22 protein-coding genes and 1 tRNA gene are annotated in these 21,532 nt (G+C 64.7%); 14 read left to right on the top strand and 9 right to left on the bottom strand.

Annotated features, from left to right (window positions below):
- Positions 1–76: 76 nt before the first annotated feature.
- Complete coding sequence (locus NRB20_RS32915; RefSeq protein ID WP_319945701.1) at positions 77–862, bottom strand: alpha/beta fold hydrolase; 786 nt, start codon at positions 860–862, stop codon at positions 77–79.
- Between the two features lie 84 nt (positions 863–946).
- Here NRB20_RS32915 and NRB20_RS32920 point away from each other — a divergent pair, with 84 nt between their 5' ends.
- The 6 genes from NRB20_RS32920 (at position 947) to NRB20_RS32945 (ending at position 5,340) form a co-directional block, all read left to right on the top strand.
- Positions 947–1,174 (top strand): hypothetical protein, encoded by a 228-nt coding sequence (locus NRB20_RS32920; RefSeq protein WP_153415307.1) that lies wholly within the window; start codon positions 947–949, stop codon positions 1,172–1,174.
- Entirely contained in the window at positions 1,161–1,457 is a 297-nt protein-coding gene (locus NRB20_RS32925; RefSeq protein ID WP_319945702.1) for a hypothetical protein, read from the top strand. The genes NRB20_RS32920 and NRB20_RS32925 overlap by 14 nt, the downstream gene beginning before the upstream one ends.
- A gap of 120 nt (positions 1,458–1,577) precedes the next feature.
- Positions 1,578–1,898 (top strand): hypothetical protein, encoded by a 321-nt coding sequence (locus NRB20_RS32930; protein ID WP_040828866.1) that lies wholly within the window; start codon positions 1,578–1,580, stop codon positions 1,896–1,898.
- A 173-nt stretch (positions 1,899–2,071) separates the two neighbouring features.
- On the top strand, positions 2,072–3,352 hold the full coding sequence (locus NRB20_RS32935; protein ID WP_194290093.1) for a lipase family protein: 1,281 nt from the start codon (positions 2,072–2,074) through the stop codon (positions 3,350–3,352).
- A gap of 326 nt (positions 3,353–3,678) precedes the next feature.
- Positions 3,679–4,797 (top strand): alkane 1-monooxygenase, encoded by a 1,119-nt coding sequence (locus NRB20_RS32940; RefSeq protein WP_153415309.1) that lies wholly within the window; start codon positions 3,679–3,681, stop codon positions 4,795–4,797.
- 153 nt (positions 4,798–4,950) lie between these two features.
- On the top strand, positions 4,951–5,340 hold the full coding sequence (locus tag NRB20_RS32945; RefSeq protein ID WP_227834098.1) for an FHA domain-containing protein: 390 nt from the start codon (positions 4,951–4,953) through the stop codon (positions 5,338–5,340).
- Positions 5,341–5,569: 229 nt separating this feature from the next.
- Here the strand turns inward: NRB20_RS32945 and NRB20_RS32950 are convergent.
- Positions 5,570–5,640, bottom strand: a tRNA-Gly gene (locus NRB20_RS32950).
- Between the two features lie 317 nt (positions 5,641–5,957).
- Here NRB20_RS32950 and NRB20_RS32955 point away from each other — a divergent pair.
- Positions 5,958–6,950, top strand: a complete 993-nt coding sequence (locus NRB20_RS32955) for a ketopantoate reductase family protein (RefSeq protein WP_153415310.1) — start codon at positions 5,958–5,960, stop codon at positions 6,948–6,950.
- Between the two features lie 93 nt (positions 6,951–7,043).
- Here NRB20_RS32955 and NRB20_RS32960 read toward each other — a convergent pair whose 3' ends face one another.
- Entirely contained in the window at positions 7,044–7,700 is a 657-nt protein-coding gene (locus NRB20_RS32960) for a hypothetical protein (RefSeq protein WP_153415311.1), read from the bottom strand.
- A gap of 225 nt (positions 7,701–7,925) precedes the next feature.
- Positions 7,926–8,306 (bottom strand): hypothetical protein, encoded by a 381-nt coding sequence (locus NRB20_RS32965; protein WP_153415312.1) that lies wholly within the window; start codon positions 8,304–8,306, stop codon positions 7,926–7,928.
- A 147-nt stretch (positions 8,307–8,453) separates the two neighbouring features.
- On the opposite strand from NRB20_RS32965, the gene NRB20_RS32970 reads away from it, so the two are divergent.
- The 7 genes from NRB20_RS32970 to dcd all read left to right on the top strand — a co-directional run bounded on the left by NRB20_RS32970 (position 8,454) and on the right by dcd (position 15,351).
- Positions 8,454–8,999 (top strand): SLATT domain-containing protein, encoded by a 546-nt coding sequence (locus NRB20_RS32970; protein WP_194290094.1) that lies wholly within the window; start codon positions 8,454–8,456, stop codon positions 8,997–8,999.
- Between the two features lie 318 nt (positions 9,000–9,317).
- Complete coding sequence (locus NRB20_RS32975; RefSeq protein WP_153415314.1) at positions 9,318–10,292, top strand: alpha/beta hydrolase; 975 nt, start codon at positions 9,318–9,320, stop codon at positions 10,290–10,292.
- A 2-nt stretch (positions 10,293–10,294) separates the two neighbouring features.
- A complete protein-coding gene (locus tag NRB20_RS32980; RefSeq protein WP_153415315.1) occupies positions 10,295–11,200 on the top strand; it encodes an SDR family NAD(P)-dependent oxidoreductase in 906 nt (301 codons plus the stop codon).
- 1 nt (position 11,201) lies between these two features.
- Positions 11,202–12,122: a ferritin family protein gene (locus tag NRB20_RS32985; RefSeq protein WP_153415316.1), complete on the top strand. Its 921-nt coding sequence runs from the start codon at positions 11,202–11,204 to the stop codon at positions 12,120–12,122.
- A gap of 5 nt (positions 12,123–12,127) precedes the next feature.
- Complete coding sequence (locus NRB20_RS32990; protein WP_153415317.1) at positions 12,128–13,633, top strand: flavin-containing monooxygenase; 1,506 nt, start codon at positions 12,128–12,130, stop codon at positions 13,631–13,633.
- Positions 13,634–13,716: 83 nt separating this feature from the next.
- Positions 13,717–14,493 carry a MerR family transcriptional regulator gene (locus tag NRB20_RS32995; RefSeq protein WP_153415318.1) on the top strand — a complete coding sequence of 259 codons (777 nt, stop codon included), beginning with the start codon at positions 13,717–13,719 and terminating at the stop codon, positions 14,491–14,493.
- 282 nt (positions 14,494–14,775) lie between these two features.
- Positions 14,776–15,351, top strand: coding sequence for a dCTP deaminase (gene dcd / locus NRB20_RS33000; protein WP_319945703.1), 576 nt, complete (start codon positions 14,776–14,778; stop codon positions 15,349–15,351).
- Between the two features lie 325 nt (positions 15,352–15,676).
- Here dcd and NRB20_RS33005 read toward each other — a convergent pair whose 3' ends face one another.
- From NRB20_RS33005 to NRB20_RS33025, 5 genes are all read right to left on the bottom strand, one after another.
- Positions 15,677–16,279 (bottom strand): GIY-YIG nuclease family protein, encoded by a 603-nt coding sequence (locus NRB20_RS33005; protein ID WP_153415319.1) that lies wholly within the window; start codon positions 16,277–16,279, stop codon positions 15,677–15,679.
- 112 nt (positions 16,280–16,391) lie between these two features.
- Positions 16,392–16,835, bottom strand: coding sequence for a very short patch repair endonuclease (locus NRB20_RS33010; RefSeq protein ID WP_227834099.1), 444 nt, complete (start codon positions 16,833–16,835; stop codon positions 16,392–16,394).
- 69 nt (positions 16,836–16,904) lie between these two features.
- Positions 16,905–18,149 (bottom strand): DNA cytosine methyltransferase, encoded by a 1,245-nt coding sequence (locus NRB20_RS33015; RefSeq protein ID WP_153415320.1) that lies wholly within the window; start codon positions 18,147–18,149, stop codon positions 16,905–16,907.
- A 700-nt stretch (positions 18,150–18,849) separates the two neighbouring features.
- A complete protein-coding gene (locus NRB20_RS33020) occupies positions 18,850–20,490 on the bottom strand; it encodes a purine-cytosine permease family protein (RefSeq protein ID WP_319945704.1) in 1,641 nt (546 codons plus the stop codon).
- A gap of 121 nt (positions 20,491–20,611) precedes the next feature.
- On the bottom strand, positions 20,612–21,112 hold the full coding sequence (locus NRB20_RS33025) for a YdcF family protein (protein WP_319945705.1): 501 nt from the start codon (positions 21,110–21,112) through the stop codon (positions 20,612–20,614).
- Positions 21,113–21,532 lie beyond the last annotated feature (420 nt).

Consider the following 21,532-nt stretch of genomic DNA (forward strand, 5'->3'; position numbering starts at 1 on the left):
ATGTATCACCGCGCGGCGTGGTGGGATCGGCCGAACAAATGCTCGGTCGCGAGGTGCGGTCGGTGCCCTGCCGGGCTCAGCGGTCCGCCGCGATCTGCTGTCCGAGAATGATCTGCGCGCAACGCTCGGGATCGTCGTAGAACGGCGTGTGCCCGCTGCCGGGCAGCGTGAGGTGTTGCGCCTCGGGCAGCCGCACGCGGGCCCGGCGGCTCTGCGTCGCGTAGGTGAGCAGCACATCGCGGCTGCCCCACGCGACGGTGACCGGAATATTCGCCAGCCGTCCCGAATCCTGAAGGCGCGCACGGTCGAACGATGCCAGCGCGGGGGCGAATCCGGGGGAATCGATCGCGCCCAGCGCGGTCGCGAGGGCGACGTCGCCGCTCACCGCCCACGCCTTGCCGAAGACCAGGCTCAGGAAGGCGGTGCGGCCGGCGGGGGTGTCCAGGATCGAACGCAGCGTGGGACGCAGAGTGCGGCCGAGTTTCGCGGACATGCCGAGGGATTGCTGACACCAGGCGCGTCCGGCGGTGGCCCAGAAGCCGATCGGCGAGAAGGCGGTCACCGAACGGGCCAGGCCGCGCGCGGCCAGGTTCAGCACGATCAGCCCGCCCATGGAGTTGCCCGCCAGATGCGGTGTGTCCAGGCCGTTTTCGGCGAGGAAGGCCGCGAGTGCGTCGGTGAGCTGGTCGACGGTGGTGTGCGCGAGCGGTTCGGACTCGCCGAAGCCGGGCAGATCCACCGCGTAGACCTCGAACGATTCGGCCAGCCGGTCGATCACCGGCTCCCACACCTGCCAGCGGCTGCCGACGCCGTGGACCAGGACCAGGGGCTCCCCGCTGCCGACGCGGTGGTGATTCAACACGCGCACAGGGTAGCAACGGTTGACGTCATGCCAACAGGGGTCGTTTCGTGTGTTTCGACGGTGTTCAGCGGTACGATGAATGGTATGGCAACCCGTAAGGTGACGCTGTCACTCGATGCGGCGGCCTGGTCGTTCGCCGAGCAGGCCGCGCAGCGTGCGGGCATGTCCCCGTCCGCGTGGATATCTCGCGCCGCGCGGCGTGAGGCGGTGCGCACCGGCTGTGGTCCGGTGCCCGAGGATCCGGCGGCCGTCGCGGCCGCGGAGGAGGCCGAGCTCGCGGCCGCCGAGGAGCTGATGCGTGCGCAGGGGTGAGCTGTGGAAGTACAACCCGCACGGCCTGCCTCGGCTCCGCAACGTCATCCTGATCTCGAGCGATGGCATCAATGAGTCACCGCGTCCCTGGCTGATCGCCGCCGAACTGCTCGACGCGGATCCGCAGGACATCCTGGCCGTCCCGATTCCCGGCCACGGCTGGGTGCACGCGGGCAATCTGGGTCGCATCTATCGAGGTTGGCTGGTCGAACGGCTGGACGCGACCGACGAGGAGACCCTCGAACGTCTCGATACCGCGTTGCGTGCCGCGATGGATCTATAGCTTCCTCACGATTGTGGATTGTCACCTCCGACTGTCGCCCGGCGGTGCGATGCGGCAGTATCACCACGGCGGTTGTGTGTCGCCGCCGTAGCCGTATTTGACGAGAATCGAGGAAATCAGTTGAGGATTACGCTGATCGCCGCCGCGTTGGTCGCCGTGCCCCTGCTGGCGGGCTGCGGGTCGAGCAACGCCCAGCCCGAGGTCACCCAGGCGGATCTGTCCAAGGCGTTGCAGAGCAGCGGTCTGAACGACCCGAAGCTGGCCGACTGCGCCGCGAAGATCTATGTCGGAGAAGGCATCTCGCAGGACGGCCTGCGCCTGATGACCAAGCCCGGCACCGATACCAACAAACTCGACTCCGCCACCATGGGGCTGAGCAAGGACGACGCCGCCAAGGCCAAGTCCGCCACCCAGAAGATCCTCACCGACTGCATCAAGTAGTGCCGCCGCCCGGCCGGTGCGTTCGACGCCCGGCCGGGTAACGCGCGCCATGTCCTAAGCTGTGCCCGCGTAACACGAATTGTATGTACGACCGGTTCTGCGCTCGAACACGGATTCGGTATCCGATCCGGATCCAGTTGCTCTGGATAATCCAATCGCAGAAAGGATCGAATATGAGGAGTGGTAAACGCGCCTGGGTCACAGTATTGGCGGGAACCCTCATCGTGGCCGGTGGCGGTGCGGTCGTCACACCGCAGGCGTGGTCGAAGCCGACGGCGTCGTCGCAATCCCCGGGGGCCGTCATTCGGGCCGTCACGTCGCGGGTGAATATTTCGGCGCCCGGAATGCCGGGCGTCGTTCCGGCCAGCTCGACGCGGATGATCTACGCCAGCAATACCACCAACAATGCGCCGACCTCGGTGGTGGGCACCTATCTGGAACCGACGCAGCCGTGGACCGGGCCCGGGGAACGCCCGCTGATCGCGTATGCCGGCGGCACCCAGGGGCAGAGCGATCAGTGCGCGCCTTCGGCGATGCTGTCCCAGGTGGTGCGATTCCAGCCGCCCGCCGACGCGATCATCGAATACGATCTCGCCCCGATCTATCAAATGCTTTCGCGCGGAATGGGTGTGGTGATCACCGATTACCACGACCTCGGCACGCCGGGGATCCACGATTTCCTGAACCGGAAAACGCAGGGGTACGCGGTGCTGGATTCCGCGCGGGCCGCGTTGCGGTTGCCCGGCAGCGGGTTGAATCCCCGTTCGCCCGTGCTGCTCTACGGCTATTCGCAGGGCGGTATGGGGTCGGCCGCGGCGGCCGAACTGCAACCGAAGTACGCGCCCGACCTGAACGTGCGCGGGGCGTATGTCGGTGCGCCCCTGGTGGATCCGGAATTCTATATCGGCCGCAACGACGGCCGTCCCGGTGTCGCACCGGCCATCGCGTGGATCCTGAACGGTATCGCCGCCGATTATCCGGACACCCGCCCGGCGCTCGACGCCGCGCTGAACAACACCGGGAAGGCGATCCTGCACGATTCGATCGGCAAATGCGGCGGCGGGCTCGGCGACAGTATCGTGCAGCCGCAGAACACCTCCCGGTGGACGACCAGCGGGCAGCCGATCACGGCCGTCATCGATCGCACCCCGGCGTTGAAGAAGGCGTTCGACGAGCAGCGGCTCGGTGGTCTGGGCCCGACGGTGCCGGTGCGCGTCTACACCGCGCGGAACGACGATTCGATGCCGTATCCGCTGGTCCGGGCCATGGCCGCGAGTTGGTGCGGGCACGGCACGCCGGTGCAGGTGCAGGCCGATGCGTCGGTGCCGCCGATGGCGGGCATCGTCGGCACGCACGATCTGGCGTTCTTCCCGTCGGCGGCCGACTCGCAGCAGTGGATGACCGATCGCCTGGCCGGTGTGCCCGCACCGGTCAATTGCGCGGCGCTGCCGTAGGTTCCGCGCGACCGGTCGATGTCGGTATGTCGATATTCCGTTCCGGATAGCCGGGATATCGGGTCGAATATATGAAATTCGGTGACGGGCCGGACCGCGGGAATGATTTCCCCGGTCCGGCCCGTTCGTATGTCTAGAGGAGAAAGTCCCTCTTTTATTGCGGATCAATTTCCGTCATAAAGTGATAATTCCCCGGTCGCACGGGTGTTTTCGGTTTTTCGTTGGCATGTGACCGCGGGGCCGCTACCGTGGGAGAGTCGACGCATTACAGGGTGTGGGGCACGCCTTCGACTGATCGTTTATCGGCTTGGTGGGGCGAGACGGTTATGACGGATACGAAAAATATCGCTGTTCGCGATCGGAAGCGTTATCTCTGGGTGCTCGGTACGGTGGCGCCCGCATCGGCACTGTTCCCGGCGCAACTGGTGCATCTCACCGGGTTCGAGCTGTTCTGGTGGATCGGCCCGATCCTGGTGCTGGTGGCGATACCGCTGCTGGACCTCGCGGTCGGGCGCGACAGCGGCAATATGAGCGAGCAGGACTATGCGGTGTTGTCCGACGATCACTACTATCGTTGGTGCACTTACCTTTTCCTGCCGATACAGTTCGCCGGACTGGTGATCGCGGGCCATCTGTGGGCGAGTCCCGCGCTGAGTCTCATCGACAAACTGGGGTTGACCGCGACGCTGGGGATCGTCTCGGGCATCGGGATAAACACCGCCCACGAACTCGGTCATCGAGCCGAACACCTGGAACGCCGCCTCGCGAAAATCGCACTGGCGCAATCCGGTTACGGACATTTCTACGTCGAACACAATCGCGGCCATCATGTTCGCGTAGCCACGCCCGCGGATCCGGCGAGCGCCCGATTCGGGGAATCGCTGTGGGAATTCCTGCCGCGCAGCATTTTCGGGGGTTTCCGGTCGGCGCTGGCGCTGGAACGGGAACGGCTGTCCCGCAAAGGAAAGCGATGGTTCAGCCGGGACAACAATCTGTTGCAGGCGTGGTCGCTGACCGTCGTGCTGTTCGGCTCGATGATCCTCGTGTTCGGATACGTCATCGTGCCGTTCCTGGTGATGCAGGCCGTGATCGGCGTCGGACTGCTCGAGACGGTGAACTACCTCGAGCATTACGGCCTGAAGCGCGCGCGGCGGGCGGACGGCCGCTACGAGCGATGTTCGGCGCGGGACAGTTGGAACAGCGACCGGCTCGTCACGAACGTCCTGCTGTTCCATCTCCAGCGCCACAGCGACCATCACGCCAATCCCGGCCGCCGCTACCAGACGCTGCGCAGTGCCGAAGAGGCGCCGCAGTTGCCCTACGGCTACGCCACGATGATGGTGCTGGCCTGCATTCCGCCGCTGTGGCGCGCGGTCATGGACCATCGGGTGCTGGAGCACTACGGCGGGGATATCACGCTGGTGAACGTGCGGCCGCGAGCGTGAACGGACCCGTCACGTCGTGGCGTGCGGGTTCACCTCGTCGGTGGTGCGCGGGGCGGCCGGATAACAAGTCGAACAATGTCCGGCATGCCGGTTCCGGATCTGGCATGGTGTACCAAATTGCTTGCTGTGCAATGACTCTGGAGGAGAAGTTACGTGCTCGAACTGACCATGGCCACGGTGTCCGGGGCCGAGGCCGCCACGGGCGGAATGATGATGGCCGACGCCCCGAGCGAAGCGGGGACCGTGTTGCGGGTCGGGCGCGACAAATCGGTGTGCCGGATCGTCGTCCCCGGTGACTGGGTGTTCGTTTCCCCGGTCCACCTGGAATTCGTGTGCAGCCCGGAAGGGGCGTGGCAGGTGACCCGGGTCTCCGAGGCGGAACCCGACGCGGCCTCGGAGGTACGGATGGTCGTGGGCCAGCACACGTACGCCCTGCCCACCGGCAGCACCGCGACCCTGCCCAGGGGCGGCCACGGTGAGATCGTCATCGCCGACAGCGCCGCGCCCCGCAGCGTGAACATGGGCTTCTACCACGAACTTTGAGCGGAGTGGGTTGCGCGTGTCCGGATCGGGTGAGACCCGTCCGGACACGGGGAAAGTAAAAACCGCCCGCCAAGCGCTGGTCGGACGGATCGAAGTAGCCCGGTGGCCGATTGGGCACGGCAAAGGCACGACAGCGGGGGGAGAATCGCATGAATGCGGCGAGCGGTAGAGCGCCGAAACTCGCAGATAAAGGTGCTGACCTGCGGATCGCTCACGAGCTGAAATGAAGAGCCGGTGACGAGAATCGAACTCGCACTCTCAGCTTGGGAAGCTGATGTTCTACCACTAAACTACACCGGCGCGGCCATTATCGGCTGGACAGACGATAGCAGATCGACACCTCGGTGGTGCAACTTCCCTGGTCACGGCGTTGTCGTCCGCATCGGCACGGTGATCAGTCGGCGCTTACTCCAGTTGGACGGGCTTGCCGACGCCTTCTCGGAACAGGGGACTACGTTGTTGCGCAGCGCATTTCACGCCATCGCCCACGGTCCGGCCGATCCTGCCGTGTGATGAGAACCGGGCCGCCGCACGCCGATTCGGTGAGTTGCCGACGGTAACGATCACGCTGAGTGCTGGTCGTGTGCGCGGCCTCGATCGCGCATAGCATCGCCGGTATGCGATACATCATCATCGGGGCGGGTGCGGTCGGCGGTGTGATCGGCGGGCGGCTGATTCAGGGCGGGAACGACGTGGTGCTGGTTGCCCGTGGTGCGCATCTGGCGGCTCTGCGTGCCGACGGGTTGCGGCTGGTGACGGTCGAGGGGAGCACGACGTTGCCGGTGCGGGCCGTGGCCGATCCGGGCGAACTCGGTGAGTTGCGCGCCGATGACGTGCTGGTCCTCGCGGTGAAATCGCAGGATACGGTGGCCGCGTTGACGCAGTGGGCGGCCGCGCCGGTGGCCGGTGGCGGGATCGCCGCGGATCGGCTCGCGCTGGTGTGCGCCCAGAACGGGGTGGAGAACGAGCGCGTCGCCCAGCGGATCTTCCGGACGGTGTACGGGATGTGCGTGTGGCTGCCCGCGACGCATCTGGAACCGGGCGTGGTGGTGCTGCACGTCGCGCCCCTGAGCGGCATCCTCACCCTGGGGCGCTATCCGCACGGAAGTGATTCCAGCATAACGGAATTCGGCAAGCATCTGGCCGCGAGCGAGTTCCTCGCGCCCGTCGTCGAGGATGTGATGCGCTGGAAGTACGGCAAACTCCTGAACAACCTGTCCAATGCGCTGTTGGCCCTGCTCGACGACACCGACGAACCCGCCGACGACCTGCGGCAGGGCGTCCGAGCCGAGGGCGAAACCGTGCTGGCCGCCGCCGGAATCCCGTACGCCGACGAATCCGAACGTCAAGTGATACAGGGCGATCGGATGGAACTCCAATACATCGCGAGCGTCCCTCGCCTCGGCGGCTCCACCTATCAGAGCCTGGCCCGCGCCACCGGCTCCGCCGAGGTCGACTACCTCAACGGCGAGATCGCCCTCCTCGGCCGCCTGCACGACGTCCCGACTCCGATCAACGATCTGCTCCAGCGGTTGGTCACCGAGTACGCCCGCGACCGCCGCGAACCTCGCGATCTGTCCCCGAGTCGTCTGCGCGCACTGCTCGGCTGAACCACCGGTTGTGCCGGACAGCGCCGCCGAATGCCCGAGCGCACGTCGGCGGCGACCCGGAAACTCCGCGCGGAACCCGAAACCGTTTGACGCTCACCAGGTTCCGGTCAGACCATAGGTCGACAGGATCGCCTCCAGCGGCGGATTCAGGGCCGGTTGCAGGACCTCGGTGCCGTCGTCGGCGGTGGTGACGAGCCCTTTCGGATGCGATCGCCAGGACCGGCGCAGCCAGACGGCCCAGCAGGTCCACTCGCTGCCGTATCGCGATCCGAACATCACGCCGTGCGCGAGCGTCCCGTCGTAGAGGGTGACCGGCCAGATGGCGGTCGCGATCGCGGTGGTGAGCCAGCGCGCGGGGCCGCGTAACTCGGCGACGGTGAGGTCGGTGACGCCGCGTTCGATGAGCACCCGCGGTGTGTAGGTGGTGCTGATGGCCGAAAGGCTCGCCGCCGCTTCGATATCGATGAACCATCCCCGGGCGGGCAGGGTGATGCGATAGAGCCGCAGCGCGGTCAGCCACATCAGGTCGACCTCGCCGGGCGCGCGGTAGCCGGAGCTGCGCCATTCCTCGCGGATCAGCGATTCGAGTTCGTCGTCCTCGCTCACGTCGTCGAAATACGCGATCGCCCGGCGTGGCAGCTTGGGGCGCAACGGGGCCAGCAGTTCACCGTAAGCGCCCTCCATGGTGCCTGCCGCGTAGACGGTCTGCTGCCCCTCGACGTCGTATCTGTTCCACTCCTCGCGCTCCACCGATCCGGACGGGACCCGCCTGATCGGATTGAGCGGCCCGTACACGGGTTTGGCGAGGCGGAAAACCTCACGGCGAGAAGAGGAAACGAGTGCCAGGCCGGTTTTGGGACACCTGCGATTCGTACCGGCGCCGGAGTGGATATCGCTGACGGACACCAACATTCCCCCTTCATCAGGTCGACACCGATAGAGGGATGGTATCGAAGGGGGAATCCCGGGTGTTCGTCAGTCGCCGGAGTGGTGTGCGAATGCCACTGCCGCAGTGATCACTTCGCGATAGCGGCCGTCCCGGATCGCGATGGCGGGGGATTCCTCGTCCAGGTGCGGGTTCGCGCCGATGAACCAGGATCGCGCCACATCCGCACTTTCTGTGCCGGACAACATGTTCCAACAGCGGTGGGCCACCTGCAGGCGGGTGAGCGCGGCATCGCGGGGACGCGGGCCGTCGGTCTGTGACCACTTGTAGGGCAGCTTGCGGTCGCGCACGTCGGCGAGGAGTGCGACCAGGGTCGGGCCCAGGTTGTGCACGAGTTGGCGCGCCAGTTCCGAGGCGGGTAGCCGGGACGTTTCGGCGTGACTGGTGACGGCTTCGTGTGGTGCGCTCATCGGGCCTCGCAATCCTCGATGGGTGAGCCTGCTCACCAGAAATGTGTCCAGGAAGCAGAGTAGTCGCAAATGACACCCGAATGCAACCGTTTGTGCTACTTTCGGTCCACCGCACAGCACGGCTTCACTCTTCTGAACAGGGAATGCATGTTCAAGTCCGGCCGGTCCGACCATGAGCCGCGCAGAACTCGCTCCTCCGGGCTGCACAGCCCCGAGCCGCCGCCGGAGGGGGCCGACACGCTGGCGATCAGCCTCCACTATCTGACGTTCTATCGGAACGAGTACCAGCGCTCCCGTGTCGTGGTGAAGACCCGCGCGAAACGCGTCGTCGTGTGGACCGCGGTCGCCAACGGCCTGATCGCGGTGCTCGGCGCGGCGGTCGCCGTGTTCCAGGCCCCGTGGCTGGGCCTGGTCAGCACCGGTCTGGCCGCCTCGATCGGGGTGCTCACGGCGTGGGACGGGCTGTATCGGCATCGTGAGATGTGGGTGCAGCGCAGCGTGATTCTCGGCCAGCTCCAGGCTCTCCTGCGGACCACGGAACTGCGTCAGGCGGAGGGGGGCGACCGCAAGACGCTCGCTCGCGGGACCATGCGGCACCTCAACGCGATCCTCGAAGAGGATCTGGAGGCGTGGACGTCGCTGCGCCGGACACAGACCGTGCCGCACGAACGCGACAGTGCCACAGGCGAATAGCGGTAGGTCTCGCGGCTGAACATCCGGCCGGATCTGCCTGGAGCTCGATCGCGCAACGGTGGCGCGGTCTTGTTCGCGCCCTCGCGCCGCTGCGCCATCGTTCCGCCGCGCCGCCGTGCGCGACGGGCGACGCATCGCATCGCCGGTATGTGATGCATCTTCGTCTGCCGTCTGCCGTCTGCCGTCTGCCGTAAGCGCGGTCGCCCGCTCATCTGCCGCAGGCGCGATTGCCGGAAAATGTAAGACGGCGGAATCAAATGTGCCATTGACAACTGGCACATTCGCTGTGATGCTCGGGGTATGACGAGTTCAGGGTCAATGGGGACCTCTGGTGCCGGGGTGCCGCGGTCCGCGTCGTTGCGGGCGCAGCTGGCGGCGGTTGCCTCGGTGGCCGGATTGCGGCAGGTCAACGGGTTGCTGCCCGCCAATCGAGCGGGGATCTGGGCGGGGCGCGGGCTGATCGCGGGGGTGATGGCGGCATTCGGGCCGACCTTGCCGGGGACCTCGGTGGTGCAGGTCGAAGTCGGTGGGCTGCGCGGGGAATGGGTGCGGGCGGCGGGGGTCGAGCACGGCGAGCAGGCGATCTACTACATCCACGGCAGCGGGTACGTGGTGTGTTCGGCGCGGACGCATCGCGGGCTGGCCTCGCGGCTGTCGAAGGCGACCGGGCTGCCGGTCTTCCTGATCGACTATCGGCTCGCGCCGGAGCATCGATTCCCCGCTGCCGCAGAGGATGTCGCGGCCGGATACCGATGGCTGCTCGAAAAGGGTTACCGGGCAGCGGATCTGGTGATCGGCGGTGATTCCGCGGGCGGGCATCTGGCCCTGGATCTGTTGTTGCACAACGATCGTACGGGCATCGATCAACCCGCGGGGGCGTTCATGTTCTCGCCGCTGATCGATCTCACTCTCACCCTGGCCGAGCAGCAGGACCGGCGTCGCCCGGACCCGATGGCTCCCGCGTCCGCCGGTCGCCGGCTCGTGCGGCTCTACACGCGCGGGCAGCCCGCGGACTCGCCGCGGTTGCGGCTGGAGATCCCGCCCGGCGCGGCGCTGCCACCACTGTTCGTGCAGGCCGGCGCGGAGGAGATGCTCTCCGACGACGCGCGCCGGCTGCGCGGGATGGCCGACGCGGCCGGGGTGCGCTGCGAGCTCGAGCTGTGGCCGGGCCGCATCCATGTCTTCCAGGCGTTGCCGCTGCTGGTCCCCGAGGCGGGTCCCGCGCTGCGTCGCGCCGCGGAATTCGTCCGCTCCGCACTCGCGGAGGCACAGATTCGGGAACGGGTGAGTTGATCATGGGACTCTTCGACACAGTGGCGGCTCTCTTGGGCGGCGACCGTCGCTCGCACGCCGCCAAGGCCGTGGTGACCGGGGCGGGCAGCGGTATCGGTCGCGCCTTCGCGCTCGAATTGGCTTCGCGCGGTGGGGAAGTGGTCTGCTCCGACATCGACGAGCAGCGCGCGCAGGAGACCGTCGCGATGATCCGGCGCAGCCACGGCCGCCCCGCGCACGCGGTGGTCTGCGACGTCTCGAAGCGGCAGGACGTGGAGAGTCTGGCGATGCACGCCGAACTCCTCTTCGACGGCCCGCCCACCCTGGTGGTCAACAACGCGGGCGTCGGCATCGGCGGAAAACCGGTGGGGGAGATCGGATTCGAGGACTGGCAGTGGGCGCTGGGCATCAACCTGTGGGGTGTGGTGCACGGCAGCGAGATCTTCGTGCCCCGGCTGCGCGCGGCCGGCCGCGGCGGCATCATCAATGTCGCCTCGGCGGCCGGATTCGCCGCCGCGCCCTCGATGGGCCCGTACAACGTGTCCAAGGCCGCGGTCATGTCGCTGTCCGAGACGCTGGCCGCGGAACTGTCCGGGAGCGGCGTCGCGGTGACGGTGCTGTGCCCGACGTTCGTGCGCACCAACGTCGCCCGCGACGGCCGGATCACCGCGGGCTCGCAGCAATTGGCCGAAACCCTCATGCGCTGGACGGGTTTCACGCCGGAGAAGGTGGCCGCCACCACCCTCGCCGCCAACGATCGCGGCCGCCTGTACGTGGTGCCGCAGTTGGACGCCCAGCTGATCTGGCATCTCAAGCGACATTTCCCCGCCCTCTACGCGCACGGCCTCGGAGTGCTGAATCACCTTCTCCCGCAGGATGATCCGAAACCGGTCGCCGCGGACGTCAATGATACGAAACAGGGAGTCTGAGATGTCTTTCGACTTCGACGATATGCTCGCCAAGATCAAGTCCCGGCAGTGGGCGCTGGCCGACATCGATTGGGACGCACCGGGAACCGAACTGATCGAACCCGATCTGCATGCCCGGCTCAAGCCTTTCATGGCCGATCTGATGTGGATCGAGAACGTCGGCGCGCGCGGTTTCGCGGCCATGGCCAAGAAGGCTCCGACCGAGACACTCAAGGAGATCTACCGGTATTTCCACGCCGAGGAGCAGCGGCACGCCAATGCCGAACTGGCGCTGATGCGGCGCTGGGGCATGCTCGACGGTGACGCGATCCCGGAGCCGAACGTCAACGTCAAACTCGTGATCGACTTCCTGGACAAGTACTCCGACGGCATGTCGCTGTCCTTCCTGGGCACCGTGATCCCGATGCTCGAGGTCGCCCTGGACGGCGCGCTGATCAAGTTCATCACCGACGAGGTTGCCGACCCGGTCGCGCAGGAGGTGTTCAAGAAGATCAACAACGACGAATCCCGCCATCTGGCAACCGATTACGCGGTGATGGATCTGCTCGGGCACGCGCCGGTGCGCAAGCTGGCGATCGATATGGTGGGCGGCTGGTGCAAACCCTCGCTGATCGTCGGCACGCTGAGTTACATTCCGCTGCTGAACAAGATGCGGGACAACATCGTCGCGATGGGCGTCAGCGAGGAGAAGCTGTACGGGGCGATGCGGCGGTACGCGAGTGTGGGGGAGCGCAGCGAGTTCGTGCGGCGGCTGCCGATGTTCCAGTTCGTCAAGATGCACAGCAACTGGGTCGTGCATCGCGACCACCCGTATCACCTGTTCGCTGACGCCATGGTGAAGCTGACCGCGCACTATCCCAGGGCGCTGCTGCGGCCGCAGCCGACATGGTCGAAGGAACTGACCTACGAGCCGGTGGCGTGAGCGATATGAGCGAGACACAGCTGCTGGACGTGGCGATCATCGGCGCGGGCTTCGCCGGGATCGGCACGGCGATCAGGTTGCGGCAGAAGGGGATCGGAGACTTCGCGATCTTCGAGCGGGGTGATCGCGTCGGCGGGACCTGGCGGGACAACACCTATCCGGGTGCGGCGTGCGACATTCCGTCGCGGCTGTACTCCTATTCCTTCGCGCCCAACCCGAACTGGTCGCAGACCTATTCGGGGAGTGCGGAAATTCTCGGGTACATCGATACGATGGTCCGGGAATTCGGGATCGAGCCGCGAATCCGGTTCGGCCACAATGTCACCGGGGTCGACTACGACCAGGTGAGTGGCACCTGGACGATCTCGTTCAGCGGGAGACGTCGAAAGGTCAAGGCGCGCAGCGTAGTTCTCGCCTCGGGCCCGCTGGCCAATGCGAGCCTGCCCGCGATCGACGGGATCGAGACCTTCGAGGGCCACAAGATCCACAGCGCCCGTTGGGATCACGACTACGACTTCACCGGTAAGCGGGTGGCCGTGGTCGGCACGGGAGCCAGTGCGGTACAGATCATTCCGGAGTTGGTCGAGCGGGCCGACGCGGTGAAGGTGTTCCAGCGCACGCCCGGCTGGGTGCTGCCGCGACTCAACCGGCAGACCAACGCCCTGACCAGGCAGCTCTACCGGCAGCTGCCGATCACCCAGTCCCTGGCCCGCGAGGCCTGGTTCTGGGGCCACGAATCCGTCGCGCTGGGCGTGGTGTGGAACACCCCGCTGACCCGGGTGGTCGAACAGGTTGCCTTGCTGCACTTGCGAACTCAGGTGCGCGACCCGTGGCTGCGTCGCCAGCTGACGCCGGATTTCCGCGCCGGATGCAAACGCCTGCTGATGAGCAGCGACTACTACCCGGCGTTGCAACGGGACAACTGCACGCTGGTGACCTGGCCGATCGCCTCGATCAGCCCGAAGGGCATCCGCACCGCCGAGGGGATCGAGCACCGCTTCGACTGTATCGTGTTCGCCACCGGCTTCGAGGTGTCCAAGACCGGTTCGCCGGTTCCGGTCACCGGACGTGACGGGCGCGTGCTCGCCGACGAATGGTCCAGGGGCGCTTACGCTTTCAAGAGCGTCACGGTGGCGGGCTATCCGAATCTGTTCCTCACCTTCGGCCCCAACTCCGGCCCCGGGCACAATTCGGCCCTGGTCTACATGGAGGCGCAGATCGATTATCTGACCGACGCCATCGGCCTGATCCTGGACCGGAACCTGCACGCCCTCGAGGTGCGCCGCGATCGGCAGGACCGGTACAACGCCCGGCTGCAGCGGCGGCTGTCCGCCACCACGTGGAATTCCGGTTGTCGCAGTTGGTATCTCACCGAGGACGGGTTCAACGCCACCATGTACCCGGGCTTCGGCACCCAGTACGCGCGGGAGCTGGCGCGGGTGGATCCGGACGATTTCGAACTGACCCCGGCCGCGCGCGACCGACGGTTGCTGCGGGTGGCCACCGGTTAGACTCGACAGCAGTAGTACGCCCGCGCCGCGCCCCGCGGCCGGGCGCTCCGGCGGCTCGCAGCGAAGGGAATGGAGATCCTCGGATGGCGGAATACCGCATCGACGATCTCGCCCGGGCCGCCGGGACCACCTCCCGCAATGTGCGCGCCTACCAGGAACGCGGCCTGCTGCCGGTGCCGAGCAAACGCAGCGGCCGCGCCTTCATCTACGACGAATCGCATCTCGAACGTCTCAAGATCATCGACGCGCTGCTGCAACGTGGCTTCACCACCGCGCACATCGCCGATTTCATCACCAGCTGGGAGACCGGCAAGGATCTGACCGAGATCCTCGGCCTGCAACACGCCGTCACCGCGACCTGGGGTAAGGGCGAAACACTCGAGGTGCCGCGCGAGCTCGTCGCAACAGTCCTGGGCGAACAGGACGCCGGGCTGCCCGATCCCGAACTGCTGGCCCGGCTCAGCGAACTCGGCCTGGTCCGGCTGCACGAGGAGACGGTCGAGTTCACCGAACCCGAACTGCTCACCACGTTCGCCGAACTGCACGGCTACGGCATCGGCCTGCGTAAACTGCTGGACCTGTACTCGGCGGTGATCAGCCGCGTCGACGACATCGCCGAACTCATGGTCATCGCGGCCAAGGATCACCTGGTCACCGAGCACGGCCCCGGCTGGCTGCCCGAATCCAACGAGGAGATCGCCGAAACCACGCAGATGCTCAACCACCTGCGGGAACTGGGCGTCACGGCGGTGCATACCAGCCTCGCGCAATCCCTGGACCGGGTGTTGCGCAGTGAGCTGGGCGATTACCTCGCGACGGCAGCCCTGCGGCACCGGACCGTGTCGCAGCCGGGGAAGTAAACGGGTCGCCTTCCGCCGGAGGTGCACGTGCTGATGGCCGGTCGAGTTCGATCAGGCCATGCGCGTGCGTCGTTCAGGCCCTCGATGACGCGTGACATCACGACGCCGGCTGTCGCATCGAGCCGGGACCGGGCGCGCAGCGATACCGGCCGGGTGTGTGGCGATCTGGCCGGGTGTGTGGCGATCTGGCCGGGTCTGGCCCGGTGTGCGGTGATGTGGCCGGATCTGCCTCGTCTCAGCACCCTGGACAGACGGCCCCAGCGCCGCGACTAGGATTCCAGCGTGCTGCTTTCCGATCGCGACATTCGTGCCGAGCTGGCCAGTGGGCGGCTGGGGGTGGAGCCGTTCGAGGAGAAACTGGTACAGCCGTCCAGTATCGACGTGCGGCTGGACCGAATGTTCCGGGTGTTCAACAACACTCGCTACACTCACATCGATCCGGCGCAGCGCCAGGACGAGCTGACCAGCCTGGTCGAACCCACCGAGGGCGAGCCGTTCGTCCTGCATCCGGGCGAATTCGTGCTGGGCTCGACCCTCGAGGTCTGCACCCTGCCCGACGATCTGGCCGGTCGCCTCGAGGGGAAATCGAGCCTGGGCCGCCTGGGCCTGCTCACCCACTCCACGGCCGGATTCATCGACCCCGGCTTCTCCGGCCACATCACCCTCGAACTGTCCAACGTCGCGAACCTGCCGATCACCCTCTGGCCCGGCATGAAGATCGGCCAACTCTGCCTGCTGCGCCTCACCAGCCCGGCCGAGAACCCTTACGGAAGCAGTGCGGCCGGTTCGAAGTACCAGGGCCAGCGCGGGCCGACCCCTTCGCGCGCCTACCTGAACTTCCCGCTGCCCAAGTCCTGAGCAGCCTTGAGCGCCCAGCGTCACGCCGACAACGGCGGCGCATTTCCGTTCAGATCCCGGATGTCCTGTGGATGGTGTGCGGGTATGACCGGACGCGAATTTCGGTCGGCGGTGCCGACTATGGCGCGGTGTGCGCAGGTCGCGCAGGAACTGCAGGGTGCGAGACTCAAGGGAACGTTGCTCGCTCGCTCAGGCAACTGCGGCGGAATATGTTGAGTCCCTGAACGCTTGCGTTATCAGAACTGTATTCAGGGTCTGTGGAGATCGAACCGGCTGGAGTGCAGGACGGTGGGGGTACGGCTGCCAGGCGCACCCCAGCTACAGCTCATACAGGTATATTCAAGTCGGATAGTCTCTTTTTGCTCAGCCATTCTAGGCGCTGAGCCTGTAGGTGCAGAGTATTGCGTATCCCGTATTCGACCTGCCGTTCGCTGATCAGCTGTGCCAAACGTGCGACATGATTTGCGCGGCGTGCAATTCGTACGTCGGCATGTACGCGATCCTCCCAAATTTCCGCAGGTATTATCCGGCCGCGGATGCTCTTGGGTAGTTCGACCGCGTCGGTTGCATCGGTCGCCTTTTCGTTTAATACGGCTTTAAATATGGACTCATTGCGGAGCTTTTCATAAACGGTGTACTCGTATGGGTTGAGCAGCCTACGCTTGACAGAAGTGGTTTCTTCCGCAGAGGCTATATCGGGCAGTGTCCATACTTCGACATCCGCCACCTCAAAAGGGTCGAGTACGAATTTTGCAACCGCGTCGCTGCGCTGGCCTGTGAGATGACGACCGATGCGGGTGCCGATCCCTTCGCAGGTTTGGCCGACGTAGATTGGCTCGCGGTCGTAATCGTAGAATGCATAGATCCCTGCCCCTGCTCGACGGAGTGGGCTATCAGGTTTATTCGGATCCGGCTTGTTGAGAAACATGCCAAGCTCTCTTCGTATCAGCCGTGTTGCTCGTGGAGGATGATGATCTGCTGTAGGCACTTTTTCTCCATAGGGTAGTTTCCTGGTACTCAGGATCGCGCAAGCATAATCGCTATGAGTATTGCGCACCTTTACTATTGGCAGAGCTGTGGGACGAGATACAATCTACCAATTGAGAGAGTGTATCCTCGTGGCGAATCTGACACTCCCAGACAGTAAATACGCTCCAGCCGTGCGCCTCAAGCTCGGAGCGATTTCTGATATCTCGCTCAATATTGCGGTCGAGCTTGCGCGTCCAGTACTCCGTGTTCGATGCTGGGCGAGCTGAGGCCGGACACCCGAGATGTTGGTGCCAGAAGCAGCCGTGTACGAACACAATAACTCTTCGGCTGGGAAATACGATGTCAGGTTTGCCGGGTAAACTGCGGTCATGTAACCGGTATCGCAATCCCGCTGCATGCAGGTATCTGCGCACGGCCATCTCAGGGCCGGTGTCCTGCGAACGTACCGACCGCATCGTATGGCTGCGCTGTTCGGGCGTTTCCTTCATGGCCATGAACCTATGCAATTTATTTTGTGGTCCCCAGTTACTTTACTGTATTGGCGGCTGTCATATCAATCGTGGTCATGCAATCAATGTCGCCGGCTCGGTTTCCGCGGCTGCCAAGGTCGGCTCGAGGATGTTTTCGGCCAAGAAATGCACTACATCGACAACTACACCATCGCCAGCGAGATGATATGTGTCGTTATATTTATCGGGCTTTTTGTAGTCGTCTTCCAGACCCATGAGGCGAGTTACTTCGAGAGGGGATAGAAGACGTGAACGAACCTTGCCTTTCTGAATCACCAAAATAGTTTGGCGGCTGCTGCCCCCGGTGGGGGTTCGTAGACATCCGGCGATATTGTCGAAACGGACCTCTGCGCGTTGAATATTTTTCCTTCTAGATTTTCCATCGATAACTACGATCTCACCTTCGGGGCGCATGCGTTTATATACGGTAGCAACCTGCCGAGAGCCGTCCTCGGTTTGCAGTTGCGCCTCGGATACCTTCTTCTTGCTGGTTTCACTCATTAGACGGAAGAGCGCTTCAGTTTCCTTGCTAGTGTGCCAGGAAACCCCTTCGGGGTTGTCTTTCTTTTCGATCAGTGCCTCTAGGTTTTTGAACACTGGTCGCTGCGTAGGGGGGGCTGGAAGACTCCACCAGATCCATCTCTTGTCGATCTCTTCCAATGCCTGGCCCAGTCTATCGTGCGCCGTGACAAGCGATTTCGGATGCCAATACCTACTTGGCGTATCTACCTGGAGATCGGCAGGAATGGGTACCGACTCGTGAATGGCGATAATGAACAGCCGAGGGCGTGATTGTGGCACCCAGTGTACTGCATCTACGATCACAGCTCCGAAACGGTAATTACCGTCGGAGAGGTGGCGGCCTAGTTCGACAAAATCGCGGCCGTCGTTTTTCCCCTCGCTATTTTTTCCTGCTGTCAGTGCGCCGACGACATTTTCGAGCACGACCATCTTGGGTGCGCGTCCCACTGTTTTCAGAGACTCGATTTGCTTCCAAAAGGCTCGGAATGTACCGGAACGCTCGCCGTTCAGGCCGGCACCTGAGCCAGCGAGAGAGAGATCCTGGCAGGGGAACGACGCCCATGCCAGGTCGGCGCGTTGTGTGTCAAGCTTCCTCGTCAATTCCTTCAGGGTCAACTCCGCTACATCGCCCAGGTGCAGTTCGCTCGCTCCCCAGTTCTGTTCGTAGCTTTTTGTCTTCTTGGGATCGATATCGTTGGCAAGCAGACACGCCCACCCGTCACCGAGACCGGCCCGCGCCATCCCTCCACCAGCGAAGAACTCATAGAAGTTCGGCATCAGTCTCCTTGTGTCATGCCCTGGTCAGGGACAGCGGGCCGTGCATAGTCGCCTGTTCGAGACCCCGGTACGGCTCCTGTGGGAGGTCTCCTCCTCGGGATTACAGCAGTGTAATTACCTGCCAAACCCGAGTTGTAGCGTACCGCCAGGGTGTGACATGTCCGGTGATCAATCATCTGAGCAGCAGACTATCGGGCAGGTGGTGTGGACCAGTTCATCATCGGTTGCTCGGGTGGACAGGCGGACTTTGTGGCTCGTGCCAACGGTCCGGCCGCCGAGTACGGTGACCGTTTCCAAACATCTGTCAACATCTATCGCGAAAGTCGCACCCCGGCCGCAGGTCTACGGACCGATGAGGATAGCTCAGTGACCAGGAGTGCGTCGAGGTCGAACCGGCCGGAGTGCAGAGTGGTGGTGAAGGCGTCCCAGGCGGTGGGGTGAAGATCCGAGCTGGCCGATGGGGTTGGTGGAATCGGGGACGCCTCGGCCCGATCCACGCGAATCCCAACCGACACATGAGGTTTCGTGGTGCGGCTTCGACAATGGCCGATACCGTCGAGTCCGCGGCGAACCATCACCATCCGCCCCGCCCTCGCCAAAGACCTCGCCGCCCGCTTCATCGCCTGGCTGGAGAGCGCCGTACGCGCGAGCCGCACCCCGCCCACGGTTCCGCGAACGGGGTGCGTCCGATAACGCCGGCTCAGTGACCTGGCAGGACGTGTTCTCCCGACTTGTCCGTGGACAGCGCCAGCGAGCTGATGTACTGGATTTCACCCTCGGGGCCGGGGATCGCGGAGGCGATCATGTCGGGGCGTTCGAAGTCGACGCCGGTGACGTGGCAGGTGAGGGTTTCGCCGGACGGGTTGCCGTGCTCGTCGAACATCGGCAGGTCGATACCGTCGTCGGTGCGGCGCAGGTAGTAGCGGCCCTTGGTGAGCACGGCGGTGAGCGGGGTCAGCACGAAGGCCAGCACGACCGCGACGATCGGTGAGTACGGCTTCAGGGTCTCCCCGAACGCCCCGAAGAATGTCAGGATGGACAGCACCGCCGCCGCGCCGAATCCGACCAGGCCGACCGGGTTGAAGTTGTACAGCATGCCGCGCCGGAATTCCGGCTGCTTCGGCGAGATCTTCAGCAGATATTTGTTGACCGCGATATCCGTTGCGACGGTGACGATCCAGGCGATACCGCAGTTGGCGTAGAAGCCCAGGATATTGTTCAGGAAGTCGAACATATTGGCTTCCATGAGAATCAGCGCGATCGTCAGATTCACGCCGAGGAATACCAGACGCCCCGGATAGGTCTTGGTGACGCGGGTGAAGGAGTTCGTCCACGCCAGCGAGCCCGAATACGCGTTGGTCACATTGATTTTGATCTGACTGATCACCACGAGCACCACCGCGAGCGTCATCGCCAGCCAGCCCGGCACCATATCCCGGTAGATCTCCAGGAACTGATGCACCGGCTGATTCGCGATGGACTGCGCGCCCGGCAGATTCGCGATCAGATAGACCGCGAGGAAAAGTCCGACGACCTGTTTGATCGCACCGAAGATCACCCAGCCCGGTCCGGCCAGCAGCATCCAGCCCCACCATTTACGCTTGTTCTCCGGGGTTTTCGGCGGCATGAAACGCAGGTAATCGATCTGCTCGGCGATCTGCGCGATCAGCGACAGGCACACCCCCGCGGCCAGCAGCGCACCCGTGAGGCTCACCCCGCCGCCGTCCTTACCGCCGTAGGCGAAGAAGCTGTGCACCGAATCCGGGTGCCGCACCAGCAGGAACGCGAACGGCAGCACCATCAGCAGCAACCACAGCGGCGTCGTCCAGACCTGGAGTTTGGCCAGCGTGTTCATGCCGTAGATGACCAGCGGGAAGATCAACAGCGTGGACGCCAGATAACCCAGCCACAGCGGAATGTGCAGTCCCAGTTGCAATCCCTGCGCCATGATCGAACCCTCGGTGGCGAAGAAGATGAACGTGAACGACGCGAACACCAGATTGGTGATCACCGACCCGTAGTAGCCGAATCCGCTGCCGCGGGTGATCAGATCCAGATCGATGTTGTAGCGCGCGGCATAGTAGGCCAGCGGAAATCCGGTCAGCATGATCACGACGGCGAAGATGCCGATACCGAGCAGGGCGTTACCGGTGCCGTTGGCGATACCGATATTCGCGCCGATGGAGAAATCGGCCAGATAGGCGATACCGCCGAGCGCCGAGACGCCGACCACCGCCGGACTCCATTTCCGATAACTGCGCGGCGCGAACCGCAACGTGTAGTCTTCCAGTGTTTCCTTCGTCGCGGTGGCTTGCACCCGGCGATCGTCGACGTCGACCACGTGAACTCCCTACTATCCCGGCCCGCGTGAACAGGCTCAGGGGTGAGAGTGGTTCGCGAATGTGCACCCGCGTTTGCCGGGCCGTTACGGATGGGTTACTTCACCCTCTCGGGTTGCGGGTTCAACAGTCCTCCGTGACAGCCTTGACGTACCCCGCGGATTGGTAGAGGAAGTTGTACGCCCACCGCCCGAACGAGATCGGCGGGTGCGCGTCCACCACGAGAATCTCACCGCCCCAGCACTTCCCGAGCACATACCGCGCCCGCGACACGTGCGGGGTGAACGTCACCACGATCACCCGCCGCCACCGCCCCGCCCGCGCCCGCTCGGCCAACACCCGCCCCTCCCCGAGCGTCGTCCGCGGCTCCGGATCGAAACACTCCACCTCGACCCGATACCCACCGTGACAGATCCGATTCATCATCGGACTGCGCTCGTACGGGTCCGAGAACAACACCAGCGGCGCATACCCCTCGCTCGCCAGCCGCAACCCCAACTCCTCCCGCCCGTCGTGCGCCCCGCCCAACACCAGGACCGCATCCGCCCGCGCGGGCGAATCCACTTGCGGCCGAACATAAACCGGCCACAGCGCCACCACAGCGCCCGCGAGCAGGACGATCACGCCAACCGCAACCCACTTCGCCCTCGTCCCGCACCGCCGCGACATCCGCCGATCGTAACCAGCGTGCTCAGTCGTCCCCGTAGATCAGGTAGTGCCGCACGATCTCCAGCAACTGTTCGCCCTGCGGCACACCGAGCCCGGTGCAGGCGTCCTAGCCCGCACCCGCCCGGTACGCGCACTCCCGGGCAGGGCGGCCACGGTGGCATCGGTCATCAGCGGAATCTCCGTTCACACGAAATGCGAAGGAGCGCTGTCATTCTCGGAATCCCCCTCGCGACAGGACACCACCCTAGCCTGGATCTTGCGCCGGGCCTGCGGCCCGGCGTGATCGGGTTCGGATTGGTTGTTTGCCGCTGATCAGCGGCTTTCGGGCAATCTTGGGTGGCCCGGTCGGCGGGTTGGCCGCCGGGCTCCACGGGC

Source organism: Nocardia macrotermitis (assembly GCF_009604405.1).
In the GTDB taxonomy this organism is placed as follows: Bacteria; Actinomycetota; Actinomycetes; order Mycobacteriales; family Mycobacteriaceae; genus Nocardia; species Nocardia macrotermitis.

Bases quoted from the DNA above. Each gene is read 5' to 3' on its own strand.
- NRB20_RS32940 (WP_153415309.1), top strand. From the start codon at position 3,679: ATGACGGATACGAAAAATATCGCTGTTCGCGATCGGAAGCGTTATCTC.
- NRB20_RS33015 (WP_153415320.1), bottom strand. From the start codon at position 18,149: ATGCCGAACTTCTATGAGTTCTTCGCTGGTGGAGGGATGGCGCGGGCC.
- NRB20_RS32995 (WP_153415318.1), top strand. From the start codon at position 13,717: ATGGCGGAATACCGCATCGACGATCTCGCCCGGGCCGCCGGGACCACC.
- NRB20_RS32965 (WP_153415312.1), bottom strand. From the start codon at position 8,306: ATGAGCGCACCACACGAAGCCGTCACCAGTCACGCCGAAACGTCCCGG.
- NRB20_RS32955 (WP_153415310.1), top strand. From the start codon at position 5,958: ATGCGATACATCATCATCGGGGCGGGTGCGGTCGGCGGTGTGATCGGC.
- NRB20_RS33010 (WP_227834099.1), bottom strand. From the start codon at position 16,835: ATGGCCATGAAGGAAACGCCCGAACAGCGCAGCCATACGATGCGGTCG.
- NRB20_RS32975 (WP_153415314.1), top strand. From the start codon at position 9,318: ATGGGGACCTCTGGTGCCGGGGTGCCGCGGTCCGCGTCGTTGCGGGCG.
- NRB20_RS33005 (WP_153415319.1), bottom strand. From the start codon at position 16,279: ATGTTTCTCAACAAGCCGGATCCGAATAAACCTGATAGCCCACTCCGT.
- NRB20_RS32935 (WP_194290093.1), top strand. From the start codon at position 2,072: ATGAGGAGTGGTAAACGCGCCTGGGTCACAGTATTGGCGGGAACCCTC.
- NRB20_RS32980 (WP_153415315.1), top strand. From the start codon at position 10,295: ATGGGACTCTTCGACACAGTGGCGGCTCTCTTGGGCGGCGACCGTCGC.
- NRB20_RS32970 (WP_194290094.1), top strand. From the start codon at position 8,454: ATGTTCAAGTCCGGCCGGTCCGACCATGAGCCGCGCAGAACTCGCTCC.
- NRB20_RS32920 (WP_153415307.1), top strand. From the start codon at position 947: ATGGCAACCCGTAAGGTGACGCTGTCACTCGATGCGGCGGCCTGGTCG.
- NRB20_RS32990 (WP_153415317.1), top strand. From the start codon at position 12,128: ATGAGCGAGACACAGCTGCTGGACGTGGCGATCATCGGCGCGGGCTTC.
- NRB20_RS32985 (WP_153415316.1), top strand. From the start codon at position 11,202: ATGTCTTTCGACTTCGACGATATGCTCGCCAAGATCAAGTCCCGGCAG.